At 51.1% G+C, this 17,581-nt stretch carries 14 protein-coding genes and 1 tRNA gene; 10 read left to right on the top strand and 5 right to left on the bottom strand.

Annotation, left to right across the window (positions count from 1 at the left end):
• Positions 1 to 69 precede the first annotated feature (69 nt).
• Positions 70 to 804 (bottom strand): 6-phosphogluconolactonase, encoded by a 735-nt coding sequence (pgl, locus tag H6G50_RS01035; RefSeq protein WP_190712394.1) that lies wholly within the window; start codon positions 802 to 804, stop codon positions 70 to 72.
• Positions 805 to 1,182: 378 nt separating this feature from the next.
• Between pgl and H6G50_RS01030 the strand changes: the two genes are divergently transcribed.
• The 3 genes from H6G50_RS01030 (at position 1,183) to H6G50_RS01020 (ending at position 4,021) form a co-directional block, all read left to right on the top strand.
• The gene (locus H6G50_RS01030) at positions 1,183 to 1,974 is read left to right on the top strand and encodes an HpsJ family protein (RefSeq protein WP_190712392.1); all 792 of its coding nucleotides are present in this window, start codon (positions 1,183 to 1,185) and stop codon (positions 1,972 to 1,974) included.
• 153 nt (positions 1,975 to 2,127) lie between these two features.
• On the top strand, positions 2,128 to 2,973 hold the full coding sequence (locus H6G50_RS01025; RefSeq protein WP_190712390.1) for a glycosyltransferase family 2 protein: 846 nt from the start codon (positions 2,128 to 2,130) through the stop codon (positions 2,971 to 2,973).
• 40 nt (positions 2,974 to 3,013) lie between these two features.
• The gene (locus H6G50_RS01020; RefSeq protein WP_190712388.1) at positions 3,014 to 4,021 is read left to right on the top strand and encodes a hypothetical protein; all 1,008 of its coding nucleotides are present in this window, start codon (positions 3,014 to 3,016) and stop codon (positions 4,019 to 4,021) included.
• 45 nt (positions 4,022 to 4,066) lie between these two features.
• Here the strand turns inward: H6G50_RS01020 and H6G50_RS01015 are convergent, their stop codons facing one another.
• Both H6G50_RS01015 and H6G50_RS01010 read right to left on the bottom strand, forming a co-directional pair.
• Positions 4,067 to 4,483 (bottom strand): hypothetical protein, encoded by a 417-nt coding sequence (locus H6G50_RS01015; RefSeq protein WP_190712387.1) that lies wholly within the window; start codon positions 4,481 to 4,483, stop codon positions 4,067 to 4,069.
• A gap of 179 nt (positions 4,484 to 4,662) precedes the next feature.
• Positions 4,663 to 6,456: an ABC transporter ATP-binding protein gene (locus H6G50_RS01010; protein WP_190712385.1), complete on the bottom strand. Its 1,794-nt coding sequence runs from the start codon at positions 6,454 to 6,456 to the stop codon at positions 4,663 to 4,665.
• A gap of 191 nt (positions 6,457 to 6,647) precedes the next feature.
• Here H6G50_RS01010 and H6G50_RS01005 point away from each other — a divergent pair, with 191 nt between their 5' ends.
• Positions 6,648 to 7,526 carry an alpha/beta hydrolase gene (locus tag H6G50_RS01005; protein ID WP_190712383.1) on the top strand — a complete coding sequence of 293 codons (879 nt, stop codon included), beginning with the start codon at positions 6,648 to 6,650 and terminating at the stop codon, positions 7,524 to 7,526.
• Between the two features lie 15 nt (positions 7,527 to 7,541).
• Here the strand turns inward: H6G50_RS01005 and H6G50_RS01000 are convergent, their stop codons facing one another.
• A complete protein-coding gene (locus tag H6G50_RS01000) occupies positions 7,542 to 9,299 on the bottom strand; it encodes a M23 family metallopeptidase (RefSeq protein WP_190712381.1) in 1,758 nt (585 codons plus the stop codon).
• An 85-nt stretch (positions 9,300 to 9,384) separates the two neighbouring features.
• Complete coding sequence (locus tag H6G50_RS00995; RefSeq protein ID WP_199302648.1) at positions 9,385 to 10,257, bottom strand: biotin--[acetyl-CoA-carboxylase] ligase; 873 nt, start codon at positions 10,255 to 10,257, stop codon at positions 9,385 to 9,387.
• Between the two features lie 105 nt (positions 10,258 to 10,362).
• Here H6G50_RS00995 and H6G50_RS00990 point away from each other — a divergent pair, with 105 nt between their 5' ends.
• From H6G50_RS00990 to panB, 6 genes are all read left to right on the top strand, one after another.
• Entirely contained in the window at positions 10,363 to 11,220 is an 858-nt protein-coding gene (locus H6G50_RS00990; protein WP_190712379.1) for a MotA/TolQ/ExbB proton channel family protein, read from the top strand.
• Positions 11,221 to 11,256: 36 nt separating this feature from the next.
• The gene (locus tag H6G50_RS00985; protein WP_190712378.1) at positions 11,257 to 11,991 is read left to right on the top strand and encodes a biopolymer transporter ExbD; all 735 of its coding nucleotides are present in this window, start codon (positions 11,257 to 11,259) and stop codon (positions 11,989 to 11,991) included.
• A gap of 113 nt (positions 11,992 to 12,104) precedes the next feature.
• Positions 12,105 to 12,176: transfer RNA gene (locus H6G50_RS00980), tRNA-Gly, on the top strand.
• A gap of 256 nt (positions 12,177 to 12,432) precedes the next feature.
• Positions 12,433 to 15,009, top strand: a complete 2,577-nt coding sequence (locus H6G50_RS00975; protein ID WP_190712376.1) for a CHAT domain-containing protein — start codon at positions 12,433 to 12,435, stop codon at positions 15,007 to 15,009.
• Positions 15,010 to 15,048: 39 nt separating this feature from the next.
• Positions 15,049 to 16,254, top strand: coding sequence for a glutathione S-transferase family protein (locus tag H6G50_RS00970; RefSeq protein WP_190712374.1), 1,206 nt, complete (start codon positions 15,049 to 15,051; stop codon positions 16,252 to 16,254).
• Between the two features lie 252 nt (positions 16,255 to 16,506).
• The gene (gene panB / locus H6G50_RS00965; RefSeq protein WP_190712373.1) at positions 16,507 to 17,280 is read left to right on the top strand and encodes a 3-methyl-2-oxobutanoate hydroxymethyltransferase; all 774 of its coding nucleotides are present in this window, start codon (positions 16,507 to 16,509) and stop codon (positions 17,278 to 17,280) included.
• The last annotated feature ends 301 nt before the right edge of the window (positions 17,281 to 17,581 follow it).

Here is a 17,581-nt window from a genome sequence, read left to right as displayed (position 1 = left end):
ACCGGAGGGGAATAGAGCAGTTGCAGTCAATCCTATCATCGCATTCAGTTCGCCCTTGTTTCCCGTGCTTCAGAAGTTGATTCTCTGTTCGATCGCTTCCCCAGCAGCGCGATCGAGCAGCCAATAGAGTTCGCCCGCCGGTTGGATTTGGCGCGAAGGATAAGCCCGTTCGTCGGCGGTTTCAGCAAAGATTTGCTCGAGGGCGGGTTGCTTGCTAGTTCCAGCCACGACAAAAATCACGCAGCGCGCTCGGTTAATCAGGGGAACGGTAAAGGTCAGGCGCGGCTGACCGTCTTTGTTGCCGACAGTGATGAGGCGATCGCGCACGTCCAGTGCTTCGGTGTGCGGGAATAAAGAAGCCGTATGCCCGTCGTCGCCCATCCCTAATAAAATAATGTCGAATTCCGGAAATTCTCCAGCCGAGGACTTGAAAAAATCTCGCAATTGTGCATCGTGAGTTTCAGCATCGGCAGCCGGATCGCTAGCGCCCGTCGGCATCGGATGGATATTTTCGGGCGGAAGGGCGACGCGATCCAACCAAGCGCCACGCGCCATTCCTTCATTACTATCGGGATCGGTGGGGGGAACGTAGCGTTCGTCGCCCCAAAAAACGTGAATTTTATCCCAGGGAAGGGATTGTGCCGCGATCGCTTCGTACAGGGGTTTGGGCGTACTGCCGCCGGATAGCGCGATCGTACATTGCCCGCGATCGCGCGTCGCTTCCATAATCTTTTCTACCGTTAACGCCAGCGATCGCGCAATTAACGCCGACTTATCTTCTACAACTTCTACAACTCTGTTCATTTTGAGGGAATCTTAAAAAGAGAAGGGGCTTGCCTCAAGACTTCTGACTCCATCGTCTTAACAGCCCCCGGCAATCCCGTAGAACTTCACAAAAATTTTATATTTCCAGCGCGATCGGGCAAACGCGAACCGACAGAAAGCAATGACTGCCCTTGAAAGGCTAGCAGTCAAGCTGGGTATAGAGTATAGAACCAAGCAGCTTACGCCAGAAAGCATTTTTAGCCTCAACTCTCGAGCCGATTTATGAAGCCTCTACTATTGCGCTAGCCATTAGCGTCTGGATTATGTCAGGATTGATGAGTTTAGCATTTTACCCGGAAATTATTTCTGGCATAACGTTAAAAACTCTTAAAGATCGACTAAGCATTCCAAGAGGCTATGAATAGTAACCCCGTTCTTTCCGCATACACCGCTCTCGCGCTCAAAGTCGTCGGCGCGATTCTGATTTTGTCATCCCTGATTGACTACCTTATCTTAGCCATTCCCTTTAAACCCTTCGACCAAGCGTGGCAAATTGCGTTCACCAACCAAATTGTCGATCGCGGTATCGTCCCGTTAGTCGGAATCGTCTTTTTGAGTATCGGTTATTGGATTGGCGATGCAATTGATGGCGATGGCGGTCGTTCCCCCGTCACCGATCTTCGGTTTTGGGCATTCATTGTCGCTACAATTCTCGGCTTGCTCTTCCTGCTCTTGGTTCCCCTCCACGTCAGCAACTTAAGTCGCGCGATTAACGATCAAATCAAACAAATCGACGAACAAGCTAACGTCGCCGAAGGTCAAATCCAGCAGCAAAGCCAACAACTTTCGACCTTGGTCAAAGATGAAGCCCGCCTCAAAGAACTCGACCAAGCCATTCAAAGCGGTGAAGTCCAAGGTCAAAAATTACAACCCGCTCAAGTTCAGCAATTGCAGGCGACGCGCGACCAAATTTTGACCCTGCGTCAAGATCCCAAAGCCCTCAACGAGCAAATCGAAAAAGCCCAACAACAAATTGCCAATCGCAAAAAAGAATTGAAAGACCAAGCCCAACTGAATGCAGTCAAAAGTGGAATTCGCATCGGGATCAGTAGCTTGCTGCTGGCGATTGGCTATTCCGCCCTCGGATGGATGGGTTTCAAAGGCTTAGGTTCATCGGGTCCGGGTCGTCGTCGCGCTGCGGTGAAGTAAAGTTTAAGTCGGCGAGTTTAAGGGAATTGCGGTTCGCCAGAACAAACTCTCGCATTCCCTGTCAACCGAAGGAGGCAAAGTCGCTATCGCTGCCGTGTAATCAATGCCGTTTTCTTCCTTCGACTGAAATCTTTACACCATCCTTGCTGTTGAATGTTCTCCGTTTACATCCTCACTTATAACGAAGAAGTGGAGATAGCCGGCTGTATCGAGTCCGTTATCTCCTTATGTGACGATATTATTGTTGTAGATTCTTACAGCCGCGATCGCACCGTTGAAATTGCCAAAAGTTACGAAAGCGTTCGCGTTATCCAGCACGTCTTTGAAAGTCACGGCCGCCAGCGGACTTGGATGCTCGAGGAAGTGCCGACAAAATACGACTGGGCTTACATCCTCGAAGCTGACGAACGCATGACCCCGGAATTATTCGCCGAATGCGATCGAGCGACTCAATCCGACGAGTTTATCGGCTACTACGCTGCCGAGCGCGTCATGTTCATGAATCGTTGGATTCGTCACTGCACCCAGTATCCTCGCTACCAAATGCGCCTGTTTCTTAAAGGGAAAGTTTGGTTTAGTGATTACGGGCATACCGAGCGCGAAGTCTGCGATGGTCCCACAGGTTTTTTAAAGGAAACCTACCCCCACTACACCTCGGGCAAGGGTTTTAGTCGCTGGATTGACAAACACAATCGTTACTCCAGCGACGAAGCCAAAGAAACACTGTTTCAGTTACAAGCAGGGGATGTCCGTTGGAAGGAACTCTTTTTAGGACGCTCGGAAATCGAACGCCGCCGCGCCCTCAAAGATTTATCCCTGCGCTTGCCCCTGCGCCCCGTGGTTCGTTTCTTATATATGTATTTTATTTTGGGGGGAATCTTGGATGGAAGGGCGGGTTTTCATTGGTGTTCGCTGCAATTTTTCTATGAATACTTGATTACGTTGAAAGTTTGGGAATTGCAGCAACAGGAAAAGGAGGGGGAAGCTCGTCATTGCTGAGCAATAATAAAATCAGTACAGCAGTAGGAAGTTGAAGACTATGAATCAAGATGCTAACGCTCCGATCTGTCGGCACACTTTCGCAGCGCAAAACTTGATGGATTCTCATCCTCCAAAAGTTAAGAACCCGAACAAGAAGATCGTTTTTGACATCGCTTCTCCCCCGGAAGCGACGCATAGCGGTGAAATCGTTTTTTCCCGTTGGAAAACGATGCCTTTACCGCCAACCGTTGCTCCTACACCGATTCAAACCGAACTCGAAGTTCGCGAAGACCATTTCACCTACGAATCGCCCTCTAATGCCTCAGTGGAATGGTATCTCAACTTTGCCCACTCCAATCTATTTTGCGCTTACAGTGGGCCGTTATTTGCCCAAGATGAGATGCAAGCTGCCGAACATCCCGCCCTCGGCGCACTACGAGAAGCATTATTGGCAGCCGCAATCGAACCCCTTACCGTTGAAAGCGCGCAGCCCACTCCTATCCTCATCCGAGGAGTTGAACGGCGTTGCGCTGTTGCTACCGAACCGAACGAAAAAGCAGGGCGACCTTACGGATTGTACGGCAATCAGTTTGCGAAAGCATCGCCAGAAGCCATCGCTCGCGCGACAACACAACTCAATCCGCCAACGCGAACCAATTTGATTGCAATGGAAGCACCTTTTGGCGGATACAGACAATATTTATTAGAAGATATTGAATACATTCTTTCAACGGCATTTACGGGGTTTGCGGCGGCAAGGCTCGAATCGCAAATCGAGGCGGCTAATAAGCCCCAAGTCATTATTCATACCGGATTCTGGGGCTGCGGTGCTTACGGCGGAAATCGCGTTTTGATGACTTTGCTTCAATTGCTTGCTGCCCATTTAAATCAAATCGACAAGCTAGTTTTTCATGCCGGAAATCACATAGGAGCGCAATCTTTTTTGAGAGCGCGTGAAATTTTAGAAAGCGATTTATTAGCAGAGAGTAATGAAATCGTGCTACCAGAACTATTGAAAAAAATTGAGGGAATGGGGTTTGAGTGGGGAGTTAGCGATGGGAATTAGAGGGCTGGAATAGCTATAATACTCTACCAACTGAGAGCGCTCTTCTCAAGAGCGAGTAGCAGACTGGCTATCTAAAAACTTAGCCCATTGTAAGGCGAGGGGAATTTCGGTGAAGGGAATTTGTACCGCCGGTTTCGCGTTAGCAAATTGGAACTCGATCGCGGCAGAACCTCTAGCAGGCGGCGCATCCCAATCGATCGCGCGTTCTCCCACTAAAACCCGCACCAATTCAACATCCTTGAGGGAAAAACTCTGAAGATCGATCGGGCCTTTGCGAGTCGGTTTTCCCCATGTTATTGTATCATCTTTTTGCCCCAAAACTGCATAAATATCGTACTTAGCGCGATCGAAACTTTCCGCCCATCCTCGGTAAGCTTCCAGTTTTTGATACTCATTCCATCCCGCCCAAGCCAACCAGAAAAAAAGAACTAGCAAGGGCAACCACAATAAACCTCTTTCCATAACCTCAAAAAATTATTAATTATAACGATACTCAAAACGTGAATGTACGTTTCTAAAGGCTGAAAGTCTTGACTGGTGGGCGCTATCCACCCTACCGGATTTCCTATAACAATTATCCATTATCCATTATCCATTATCCATTATCCATTATCCATTATCCATTATTCATTATTCATTATTTACTGGTATCCCGCTGCCTGCAAGGAAAATAAATGCTGATAGCGTCCCCGTTGTTCTAATAAACTTTCGTGGGTTCCTTGTTCGAGAATTTCCCCATTTTCTAACACGATAATCCAATCAGCCATGCGTACTGTCGAAAAGCGGTGAGAAATCAAAAATACCATTTGTCGGTTCGCCAATTCCAACAACCGCGAGAACATTTCCGCTTCTGCCTCCGCATCCATCGCCGCTGTCGGTTCGTCCAGCACTAAAATATCGGCGCTTTCCCGCATAAAAGCACGCGAGAGTGCGATTTTTTGCCACTGTCCGCCGGAAAGTTCCACCCCCGACTTAAACCAGCGTCCGAGTTGCGTTTGAAAGCCTTGCGGCATCGTTTCAATAAAAGGTTTTGCCATTCCTTTCGTAGCTGCACTATCCCAACGCTCGGTATTTTCGAGGTGCTGGACATCGCCAACGCCAATATTTTCGCCGACGGGAAATTGATAGCGGGCAAAGTCTTGGAAGATGACGCTAATACGCTGGTGCAACACTTGTAAATCCCAGTCTTGTACGTCTAAGCCATCGAGTAATATTCGCCCCTGAGTCGGTTCGTAAAGACGACCGAGAAGTTTAATAAGAGTAGTTTTTCCCGAACCATTTTTGCCGACGATAGCGAGTTTTTCACCCGGCTTGAGGTGGAATGAAAGATTATTTAAGGCAGTCGATTCGCTTCCCGGATAAGTAAAAGATACGTTTTCAAAGCGAATACCATCATTAGGGATTGAGCCTTGTTTTACTATTCCTAGCGCCTTCGGAATTTTTTGGTCGAGAAACTCGAATAAATTGGAAAGATAAAGATTATCTTCATAGAGTCCGCTGACACTGTTAAGCAAACGAGATAGCGTCGATTGTCCTTGTCGAAATACCATTAAGTACATGGTCATATCGCCCAGAGAAATCTTACCTTTCATGGTTTCTAATACAATCCAAAGGTAAGCTAGATAAAAAATCCCCGTTCCCAACAATCCGAGAATAAAACCCCAAAATCCCCGACGCAGAAAGAGGCTGCGATCTTCACTAAAAAGGCGTTGAAAGATGCCACGGTAACGGGAGAGAAATAACGGCCCTAATTGATAAAGTTGGACTTCTTTTGCGTAATCTTCTCGCGCGAGTACGACTTCGAGATAGTTCTGTTCGCGAGTGTCGGGGGAACGCCATTGAAAGAGGCGGAAGGCTTTCCCTGCGAAGCGAGTTTCGGCAAGAAAGGGAGGTATGGCAGCCGCAACGAGAACGAGGACGGCTAAAACGGAGAATTGCAGCAGTAGTCCGCTGTAGGAGATGAGGGCTAAGACATTTTCAGCAAGGCTAGAGATACGCAAGATGAAAGTGAGGGGACGAAAGGAGGCTTCGTTGCGGGCGCGGGTGAGTTTGTCGTAAAATTCGGAGTCTTCAAAGTGGGCGAGGTTGAGAGTGAGGGCTTTCTCGAGAATGAGGACGTTAACTTTGTGTCCGAGGAGGGCGCGCAGGATGAACTGGACGACGGAGGAACTGCGCTGGGCGGCAGCTTGGAGAATAACGAAGATAGCTTCAAAGGTGACGTAGCGCAGGGCGGGGCTTGCATCTCCGCCTTGACTGGCAGCGACGACAGCATCGACAATGAGTTTGCCGGTGTAGGCGATGGCGGCGGGTAAGATTCCTTCGAGGATGGTGAAGAGGGCGAGTAGCACCGTGAGGAAGCGGCTGGTTTGCCAAACTAACCCAATGGCGCGGGGACTGTAGCGGAAAGCGGAAAATGAAAGGTTGCGCAGTTTCATAGCTTTCTATTTTAACGAGATTCTCCAACAAGTCCTATGTAACGCTTCGCGGAATTAACAATTAAAAATTAAAAATTGCTGTCAGATTCCGATTTCAGCAGTTTTGAATGGTAAGCGAACTTACGCTCTCGTATATTAAAATTTTTCAATCCCAGAGTAACCCGACTAAGGTTGGGATAAGTTAGAGCTAGATGGATAAGGCGAAATTAAAACGTTTGTTGGTGGGGGAGTGGAGTTGGTGGCGATTGGCGCGATCGCTGATTTTTGTCTATGTTTGCGTTGCCTTATACGTCTTTTTTACTGCCGACCGTAAAATCTTTCTTCCTCAACCTTCGAGTTATACCGACGATCATACAATTCTCAAACTGGCTGTTCCAAGCGGAGAGAAAATTTCGGCGCGCTACCTGTCAAATCCGAAAGCAAGTTACACTATTCTCTACGCTCACGGCAATGCGGAAGATTTAGGCGATGTTGAATTCGCGCTCGAAACGATTCGCGATGCAGGATTTAACATTTTTGCTTACGATTATCGCGGTTACGGAACCAGTGAAGGACACCCAAGCGAGCGTAACGCTTACGAGGATGTCGATGCTGCTTATTCATACCTGGTTCGAGCTTTGCGCGTTCCACCGCAAAAGATTATTGCTTACGGGCGTTCGGTTGGCGGCGGTTCGGCGGTGGATTTGGCGGCGCGTCAACCCGTGGCGGGGTTAATTGTCGAAAGTGCGTTTACTCAAGCATTTCGAGTCGTGGTTCCCTTTCCGATATTTCCTTTCGATAAGTTTCGCAATCTCGAGAAGATAAAAAGGGTTCGCTGTCCGGTTTTAGTCATACATGGAAAGGGCGATCGCGTCATTCCATTTTCCTACGGAGAGCAGCTTTTCAATGCCGCCCCAGAACCCAAACGCTTTTTATGGGTAGAAGGGGCGGGACACGACGATTTGATTGTGGTGGCAGAAAAAAGCTACCAGCGAGCGTTGCAGGAATTCGAGAAAATTGTACGCGATCGCGGCGCTAGAAGTTCGCGACCCGCTCAGCAGATCGCGAAAGCATCGCACCTCCAACCCTAAACATTCCCAGCGCGATTAAATCCCGCGAGAAATTCCCGAAGGTCGCGCCGAGCGCGCCGTCAGGGGTGCGGGACTTGCAGCCGGGGGAACAGAAACTGCTGGAGCCTTCGCTTCGACATTAGCACCAGGAGCGGCATTAGCCGTCAGTCCGCCTGCTTTAGCCTTATTTTCCGCAATTTCAGCATCGGTGGGGAAACTAAACTCCACTTCAGTATGAAGTTCGGGTTCGCTTTGCCCCGCCGCCGTTGCAACATCGGTGGGAGGAAGCGAAGCAAGCATATTACCGAGCGCGTGTTCGATGTGTTCGCCCGCATCCACTGCAACCCAGCCCGTCGGCATTTGGTGTAACCATTCAAAATGCAGGTGAGGGCCCGTTGAGAAGCCCGTGCTGCCGACTGCTCCAATCGTATCGCCGCGCTGGACGCGATCGCCGGGACGGACGTAAATTTCGGATAAGTGCGCGTAACGAGATTCTTGAGTACCGTTTTCGTGACGAATACCCACCATTAACCCGTAACCGCCAGTATCACCCGCCAGCACGACTTCGCCGGGATAAGCCGCTAAAACCGGCGTTCCTTGGGGCGCGGCAATATCCGTCCCGGAGTGAAAGCGTTCGGTTCCCAAAATCGGATGAACCCGTATCCCAAAGCCAGAGGTAATTTGAGCCGGAAGCGCGAGCGGAAATAATAAAGCCGTTTCGCCCGGTTGAGCTTGACCGGAACTCGATGCAGCACTGCTGCTGCCACCGCTGCTGCGATAATACTCAGCAACGGTCGTTTGCGGGGCGTAGGCAGCGACTTGAGTCGGAACGACGCGAATGCGCGCTCGTTCGGTCGCCGGAATGCCTCGATTTTGGTAATCTAAGACGCGCGCGCGTTGGGGGATGATTCCCTGCGGGCGTGCTTCAATCTCCCGCTCTACGGCTACAGATTGACCGCTACCGCGATCGAGACTTTCGCGATCTCTCGATCGCAGCGATCGCGTCGTCCCGCTCGAACGGCTAGCCGAAGGCTCTTCATCAACCTTACGCACCACCGAGCGCCCGCAACTTCCTTCCGAAAGCTGACCGTTGCGAATCAGCGTTTGACAGCCGCTGGCGCGTTCCGTTACGACAACATTCGGGCGATCGCGACCGGGCGAGCCAAAGTTATCCACTAAATTATTCGTACCGCTCTCAGAAAACTTGGCGCTGCGCTGAATATTTTCCTCGCCTCGAACCGGCGGGCGATCGACTAATCCTTCAGGAATCGTGTTTCTGGGGGCGGAAGGAACCGAGACTCTAGGGGCTTCGAGTTTAGGAGTTTCCGATACATCCGAAGCTTGGCGGCGAGGGCGTTGAGGTTGAACTTCGGGTTCGGGGGAGGCGCTGCGGCGACTGGGGCGAGGACTCTCGCGTTCTGCCGAAGCACTGCGGCGACTGGGACGAGGACTCTCGCTCTCGCGTTCTACCGAAGCACTGCGGCGACTGGGGCGAGGACTCTCGCTCTCGCGTTCTACCGAGGCACTGCGGCGAGATTCGGGGCGCGCTTCAATCACTCGAGGTGCGGGTTCCGGCTCGGGAGCCGGAGCTTCAGCGCGAGGGGCAGGAGCGGGCTCGGGGGCTGCGGCGGGCTCGGGGGCAGAGCCAGAGTCTATGAGTGCGTCGGTTTGAGCGACGACTAGCCCGCCGCTGAGAATGGTAAAACTGCTGACCCAAGCAGCACCGCGCACGAGTAGGGAACGACGCATCCAAGGGTGTAGAGACCCAGGACCTTGGGGCGAATCGTGCTTCATCTTCTCTTCAACTCCTCCACTGAAAATATTTACTGAAATATTTAATTTAATGTCATTGGGTCAATCGCGCGGGCGAGCGCAATCGTTAGTCATCATAGCCCAGACTGAGCGTACCAGGCATTTTTAAAATTTCTGCTGTCGCTCCGGTGGAGTGCAAACGCAGGCGCAGCGCTCCAGTCGATTCGGCAGCGATAACCGTACCGGAATAACCATCTACGATAACATTACGCCCGATGCTATCGAGCAAGTTGTTGTAATCGCTCAAGAGCGGAACGATCCCCTGACGGCGATATCGTTCCCAGGCTGAGAGAATACTGCGGGTGACGATCGCGGCTAGCATTTCCAAACTATCAAGGGCTGGATAGTCCTGTAAGTTGATTCCCGGTTCGGGAACGGGATTGCGCCAGTTAATCCCTACGCCGATAACGGCTAGTGCGATCTGTGCGGCAGTCCCTGGCGATCGCGAACCCGAACGAAGACGAGTTTCCAGCTTGATCCCGCCGAGTTTACGCCCTTCCAAGATCAGATCGTTGGGCCATTTCAGCCGAACGGGGATCGCTTGCTGGCGCAGCCCTTCAGCGATGCCCAAAGCGCTGTACAGCGTCAGGTGGAAACTGTCGGCGATCGCAATCTGCGGCGCGATCGCGATGGATAGATACAACCCTCCGGGCGGCGAAGTCCAGCTTCTGCCCCATTGTCCGCGTCCTGCCGTTTGCCGCTGGGCGATAGCGACAGCCGGAAGCGCGATCCCGCGATCGAGCAGTTGCCACAAGCGGGTATTGGTCGAGTCTAACATCTCAAAATCGTGGAGCGACAGCGGTGGTAGAGGCTCTCCCCGATCTAAAAAAGCATTAAAGCGATCGCGATCGAAGTTCATGCCGATTTCCTCGCCAAATCCATTCGAGATTGAGACAGCAAAACTCGCATTCGCTCTAGAATAAGCTCTAGCATTTTTCAAGGGCGGCAGAATTTTTCCGGGTTTTGATTTAAAAAGACGCGATCTCCGCTCAAACTATTCTAGAATCATCAGGGTATCGGGCCGGTTAGGGAGGTAAAAAAAATTGTGACCGTAACAGAACTTATTCAAAAAGGCGGGCCGGCGATGTGGCCGCTGCTCTTTCTATCGATTCTCTCCGGCTATGCCATAATCGATCGCCTCTTTTTCTGGATAAGAGTGCTGCTTAAAGAAAAGCAAATTGTCAACAACATTCTGGATGCGGCCGCGCGCAATTGGAATGCTGCTGTAGAAATTGCCAGAGAGTACCGACAGCATCCCATTGGCCGCTTTTTCTACATTCCCCTACAATTAGTGAACCCCGATCCCGAGGTCTTTCACCTCGCTTTGGAAGCGTCCGCCGATGACGAGCTAGCGACGATGCGACGGGGAGACAAAATTTTAGAAGGGGTAATTGCCCTCGCCCCGTTATTGGGCTTACTCGGAACGGTTTTAGGATTGATTCGCTCTCTCGGTTCGATCAGCCTCAGCGATTTGGGAACCTCTTCTACGGCGGGCGTGACATTAGGGATTGGGGAATCGTTAATTTCGACGGCAACGGGTTTAGTGGTCGCGATCGTGAGTTTGGCTTTCTACCGCTTATTCCAGGCTTTTATCTTCGGTCAGGTGCGCGTTTTTCGCAAGGCGGGAGCCAATCTCGAATTGCTCTATCGCCGCCATTGGTCGGCTCTAGAAGAAGGTTATGACAGGGAAACAGGGAGAGTCGAACTGGGAAGCCCTCTTTTTAGAGATCCCCTCGACCCCAACTATAAGCGCAAACCTTTAATCGGGATTGAAAGTTCTGATGTTGCAGACAATGTTGCAGATAATGCGGAACGCTCGGAACCCGAAAACCGCCCTCGCAAACAAGGCGATAACCGACGCGATGAGGAGGAACGTTCTAATTTACCGATAACTGAAGAGTAATAATTCGCAATACACCCGTTAACTCCCGATCGGACGATGAGCCAAAAAAAACCGCGTAAAAAACCGTCTCGCGCTGCTTTATCTCTAGCAATGCGCCCGTTCAATCTGCGCCTGGATAACTCGACAGAGCAAGATATGCGGGTTGAAATTATCCCGCTGATCGATGTTATCTTTTGTATTTTGGTATTTTTCTTGTTGGCAGCCGTAGATGTTTCTCGCCAGCGCGCGATCGGTCTCGATCTCCCTAAAGCGAGTACGGGGGAAGCTCAACGCCCCGAACAGGTTCTCGTCAGTTTGGACTATGCCGGTCAAATTTATATCGAACAGCAACCCGTCGCCGACGATCGCCTTTATCAAGCAGTAGAAAGTTATTTTCAGCGCCGACCGGATACGATTATGTTGTTGTACGCTTCTAAAGACGTGCGCTACGATCGCGTTATGCAAGTGTTGGATGTGCTTCGGCAAGTCGGCGGTCGGCGCGTGGCTTTGGCAACACTTCCCCAAAACGCGCAACAATCAACGCTCGCCAATCCTGCCGCACCGCTCCCCGGCACGCTCCCAACCAATCCCGTTTCTCCCTATCCCAATCCCGAAGATCCTTCGGGGGCGCTACCTTTGCCCGGTGTCTCGCCCGCTGTTCCTGGATTACCCACCCCACCCAATAGCACCCAACCTGCCCTCCCCAATCTCCCGTCTGTTCCCCCCACTCAGGCGACTCCCAATATCCCAGTCGCGCCGAGCGATAACGGCACTCCCCCCAGCGAGCAGTAAGGAAACGCTCTGCGGCGCTGGGTGCGCGATCGCAGTCGTTATAACTTGAATCGGTATCGGGACTTGACACAATCTTTCCCTGTGTGGCATGATTATAAAGTATCGAAATTAATGCGGGTATAGCTCAGTGGTAGAGCGTCACCTTGCCAAGGTGAATGTCGCGCGTTCGAATCGCGTTACCCGCTTATTAAGCATAAATATCAAGTCTTAGCAATTTTGGCTTTTAGGATTGGAAACTGGTTAACTCCTGACACCCATGATGGAATTTGCCGGTTTTCGACCCATTATATTATCCTCACCAATGGGTTTATTGCTAGATATTGCCGATTTTTAGCGAAAAAAGGCGAGGCTCTAAGGTGTTTGGGTAACAAATGCGCAATTAAGCGAACCATCAAGCAGCCCCCGCCCTAAAATGAAAGGAATTATTAGGATCGAAGGCCGATGACGAAGGGGTTGTATCGCTGGTTGAAAGCGGGGCTGAGCTTTACCCTCGGTTTGGCACTCTGCGGGCTGCTGCACGGAAGAATGGCTGTCGCACAACTCCCCTCGGAACCGCTTTCAACGGCGGCTGTCGCGCAACAAGGGCTGGAGGCTTATCAGAGTGGCAACTTCGATCGCGCGATCGCAGTTTGGCAACAACTCCTGCCCGAAACTAGCGAAACAAGCGATCGCGCCCTCCTTTACAGCAATCTCGCCCTCGCCTACCGACAAACTGGCAAGCTTTCCGAAGCAATCGCCGCTTGGGAAAACGCGATCGCTCTCTATCGCCCTCTCAATAAATCCGAGGAAATTGCCCAACTCCTCATCGAACAAGCTCAAACTTACAACGACTTAGGGCAGTCCGAGCGCGCCCTCTCGCTGCTCGAATTGCCCGAAATTAAAAACGCCCAACTCACTCCCCACGTTCGAGCCGCCCTACAAGGAATCTCGGGCAATGCCTACAGCGCGATGGGAAAATACGACAATGCGATCGCCGCCTATCAAAGCAGCCTCGAACTCGCCCGTCAACTCAACGATCCCCGCTCCATTGCAACAACACTCAGCGATCTGGCCAACGTTTATCGCCAACAAGCCGAACGCTTGCACTACCAAGTTCAACTCGCCCAAGAGGAAGGCGATCGGCAAGCCGAAGAGTTAGAGCGCTCTACAAAAGAAAGCTGGGAGCGATCGCAGCAATTGTTCGAGGAAAGCACGAGCGCGGCAAAACAAAACGCCCCGGTTGAAGAAGTCCGAGCGCTTCTCAATTACAACCGCCTGCTCGATAGTGGAATTTATCCCCTAGCACCAGAAAAGTTTCGCAGCTTAACCCTCGCCCACTGGCAGCGCGCGCGCGAACTGCTTCCCCAAATTAGCGACTCGCGCGAAAAAGCCTACCTGCTCATAAATCTGGGTAACAGTTTCCTCCGCCATCCCGATTTTGCCAAGGCGAACGATACCCTCGAGGTGTTAGAAAACGCGGCGGGCGTTGCTCGAAAAATCGGCGATCGCAAGGCAGAATCCTTTGCCTCCGGCAGTCTAGGGGAACTCTACGAAACGCAATTGAAAGATTTGTCTCGGGCGATGGACTACACGCGGCAAGCGCAAGCCTTCGCTCAAGAAGTCAATGCACCCGATAGCTTGTATCGCTGGCAGTGGCAAGCAGGACGCATCCTTAATGCCCTCGGACAAAAACAAGCGGCGATCGCCGCTTATAAAGGTGCAATTGTCAGCTTGCAGAGCATTCGCAGCGATTTGATTCGGGTGAATAAAGACATTCAATTCGATTTCCGCGATCGCGTTGAACCCGTTTATCGCCAACTGCTTGCCCTGCTACTCGACTCCCAACCTGCTGCCATTGCAACCCGCAACAAACAACTCCCCAAAGACGCGAAGGCTAGCGCTACTACCCTCAGCGAAATTATTAATATTCTCGAAAACCTCAAACTTGCCGAAATTCAAAACTTCTTCGGCGACGATTGCGTAGAATTAGCCCTAAATAACGCTCGGGAAAATCGCAGTTTATCTGAAACTAACACCGCAGCCATTTACACCATTATTCTCGACGATCGCCTTTATACTATCCTGCAACGGCCGGATAACACCACGCAATATTATGCTGCCAACCTTAGCAGCAGCGAAATCGACGAAGAAATTACTCAATTTCGCTATTTCCTCGAAGATCGAACTTCCGGACGCTACTTACCGTTAGCGCAAAAACTTTACGATCTTTTGCTGCGTCCCCTCGAAACAGATCTCGCTGCGGCGAAACCGGAGACGCTCCTCTTTATTAATGATGGCGTTCTTCGTAAAATTCCAATGGCCGCTCTCCACGACGGCAAAGTTTTTTTAATCCAAAAATACCCGCTTGTGGTCGCTCCCAGCGTCAGTTTAACCGTCTCGAAACCCCTCGCTCGCGATCGTCTCAAAGCGCTTAGCGTCGGCTTAACGGAAGGAAAAATTTTACCTAAAACGCCTTCAACCCTTCAACTCTCTTTTGCACCGCTTAAAAACGTTCGGGCTGAAATGGAGGCAGTGCAGCAGATTTTTGGCGGAGTTACTCTTCTCGATCGCGATTTTAACCGCAATAATTTTGCAACCCAAATCCAACACCAAGAATTTGCGATCGTGCATATGTCAACTCACGGACGTTTTGGGGTGAATGCCGAAAGCACTTTTGTCCTTGCGGATGATGGCCCGCTCGCGATCGATGAATTAGATAATATCTTACGCTCCAGAGAGCGCCCCGTCGCCTTACTCGCCTTGAGCGCCTGTCAAACTGCTGTCGGCGACAATCGTTCTACCCTCGGTATTGCTGGCGTTGCCGTGCGCGCCGGAGTTGAAAGCGCCCTCGCTACCCTTTGGTTTATTAATGACGAAGCCACCGTTCCCCTAATCCAAACTTTCTACCAACAACTCCTCGATCCCAGCGTGACTAAAGCTGAAGCCCTGCGACGCGCCCAATTGAAAATGCTCGAAAACCACAACTACAGTCATCCTGCTCTCTGGTCGCCTTTTATTCTCATTGGTAATTGGTTGTAAGATTTTTAAGTAGACTCCCCGTTTTTTTGAGGAATTTAAATGTTAAGTTGGACGGAACTAGAAGCGCTAACAGACTTTAACATCGATCGCGTCAACGGGCCGACCAATTCTCAATCTCGCTTGCGCCTGTTCGGACATTCCGAATCCGACGTGCGAGTGACGCTCTATCGCGATAACCACGCTTGGTGTCCCTATTGCCAAAAGGTTTGGTTGTGGTTGGAGGAAAAACAAATTCCTTACCGCATTGACAAAGTTACAATGTTCTGCTATGGAACCAAGGAAAGTTGGTACAAGCGTAAAGTTCCCTCCGGAATGCTGCCCGCCTTAGCGTTAGACGATCGCCTGATTACCGAAAGCGACGATATTTTAATGGCGCTAGAACAGGCATTCGGGCCGTTAGGGTGGAGTATGGAAGATGCAAAAGTGATTCCCCTGCGACGGTTGGAACGGCTGTTATTTCGGGCGTGGTGTTCTTGGTTGTGCTACCCCAGAAGTTCGGTGCGGGCAGAACAGAACAACCGAGAACGCTTTGTTGCAGTTGTAGCCGAAGTCGAAAAAGCTTTAGCCAGTACGCCCGGACCTTATTTCCTCGAAGAATTTAGCGTCGTCGAACCCGTTTTTACGCCCTACGTCGAGCGAATGAACGCCAGTTTGTACTACTACAAAGGCTATTCCTTGCGCGAGGAAAATCCCCGTTTGAAAGATTGGTTTGCGGCAATGGAAAGCCGCCCGACGTATCGAGGGACGCAAAGCGATTTTCATACCCACGTCCACGACTTACCGCCGCAGATGGGAGGATGCTATGAAAATGGCGAACCGCAAATGCTTGCCAATAAAGCGCGGGTAGATAATGGCCCGTGGGACGGATTGCCGGAGGTGATGTACCCGGAACCGGAAACCTCGCGACAAGAAGCCTTGCAACGGGCGATTAAGCATTATAAAAACATGACGCGCGTCAATCCGATGGAGGACGGTGCTTTTGATGAAGCACTGCGTTGCGCGCTAACATTAATGATGACGGGAGAAGCTTGTACGCCGCCGCCCGGTAGCGATGTGGGATTGCGGTATTTGCGCGATCGCGTCAACGTTCCTCGCGATATGTCGATCTATGCCGCCCGCCGCTTTCGAGAAGCCCTAGAAGCCACAGCAGCTTTAGCAGGCGACGGACAAGGGCCACCCATTCCCCTCCAACATCGCCGGGATCAAGATCCGGCAAATTTTCGACCGTCAGAAATGGCAAGCTAAATAACGGGACTTTAGCGAAAATTCAGCCAGTCTAAAAGGGCGGGCGATCGCCTGGATTTGCCTGCCTTAAGTCAGTGCCATTAGATCGCGAATAACCAACTGAGTCACCCCGTCACCCCAGTTTAATGAATAATGAATAGTGAATAATGACTGGGGAATGGTGAATAATAAACACTTAAACGACTGTTAGAATTTCTCTCACCCCGTCACCCCGTCACCCTTAACTTAGATCGTTCAACCGGATTTTAGATCGTGCCTGTTACCACCCAACAACTCATTCGCTGGAAGCAAGAAGGACGCGCAATCGTCGCGCTGACGGCTTGGGATTGGGCGATCGCGCAAATTTTAGACGAAGCTGGAATCGATGTCGTTCTCGTCGGCGATTCGATGGCAATGGTCGCTTTAGGCCATGCCACCACCTTACCGCTTACCCTCGAAGAAGTCATCCACCATGCGTCTGCCGTGCGACGCGGCGTAAAACAAGCCCTTGTTGTCGCCGATCTGCCCTTCCTCACTTACCAAGAAAGTACCGCCCAAGCGATGCGTTCTGCGGGGCGATTATTGAAGGAAGCGGGGGTGCAGGCGGTGAAGTTAGAGGGGGGATATCCCGCGATCGCGCAAACCGTCGCCAACCTCGTCCTAGCGGGCATTCCCGTCATGGGTCACGTCGGACTTACGCCGCAATCCGTGCATCGCCTCGGCTACCGCCAACAGGGGAAAACCTCAGAAGATGCCGATCGCATTTTACACGAAGCGATCGCGCTAGCTGAAGCTGGAGCCTTCGCGATCGTCCTCGAACATATCCCCGCCGACTTAGCCGCAAAAATCACCGAAAAAATCCCCATTCCCACCATCGGTATCGGTGCGGGATCGCATTGCGACGGACAAGTGTTAGTTACCGCCGACTTACTCGGTTTATCGCCCAAACAACCCCCCTTTGCCCCAGCTTATGCCGACTTGCGCGGTATCGCGACTCAAGCCGTGCAATCCTTCGCCAACGACGTGCGCAAGCGAGAATTTCCTTAAAGCACAAAAGACGTTTGAATTAAAAATTAAAAAATAAAAAATAAAAAATAAAAAATTAAACTGGCATCGGCTTTAAGAAAGTAGGGTGCGTTAGCGGCAGCGTAACGCACCATGTACATCTCAACCGAATGTTATAACGTTTTTCATCGGCTTGAGGTCTAGAAAGTAGGGTGCGTTAGCGACAGCGTAACGCACCGTATATCCCGACAGGAGGTTATAACGTTTTTCATCCCTTGGCTGAAATCCCCAAAAAAGCGCAAAAAATTGGCAATATCCACCAAGCTAGCGAATATCGTAACCG

Source organism: Oscillatoria sp. FACHB-1406 (genome assembly GCF_014698145.1).
Taxonomy (GTDB): Bacteria; Cyanobacteriota; Cyanobacteriia; order Cyanobacteriales; family Spirulinaceae; genus FACHB-1406.
This window is presented reverse-complemented; position numbering and strand designations above follow the sequence as displayed.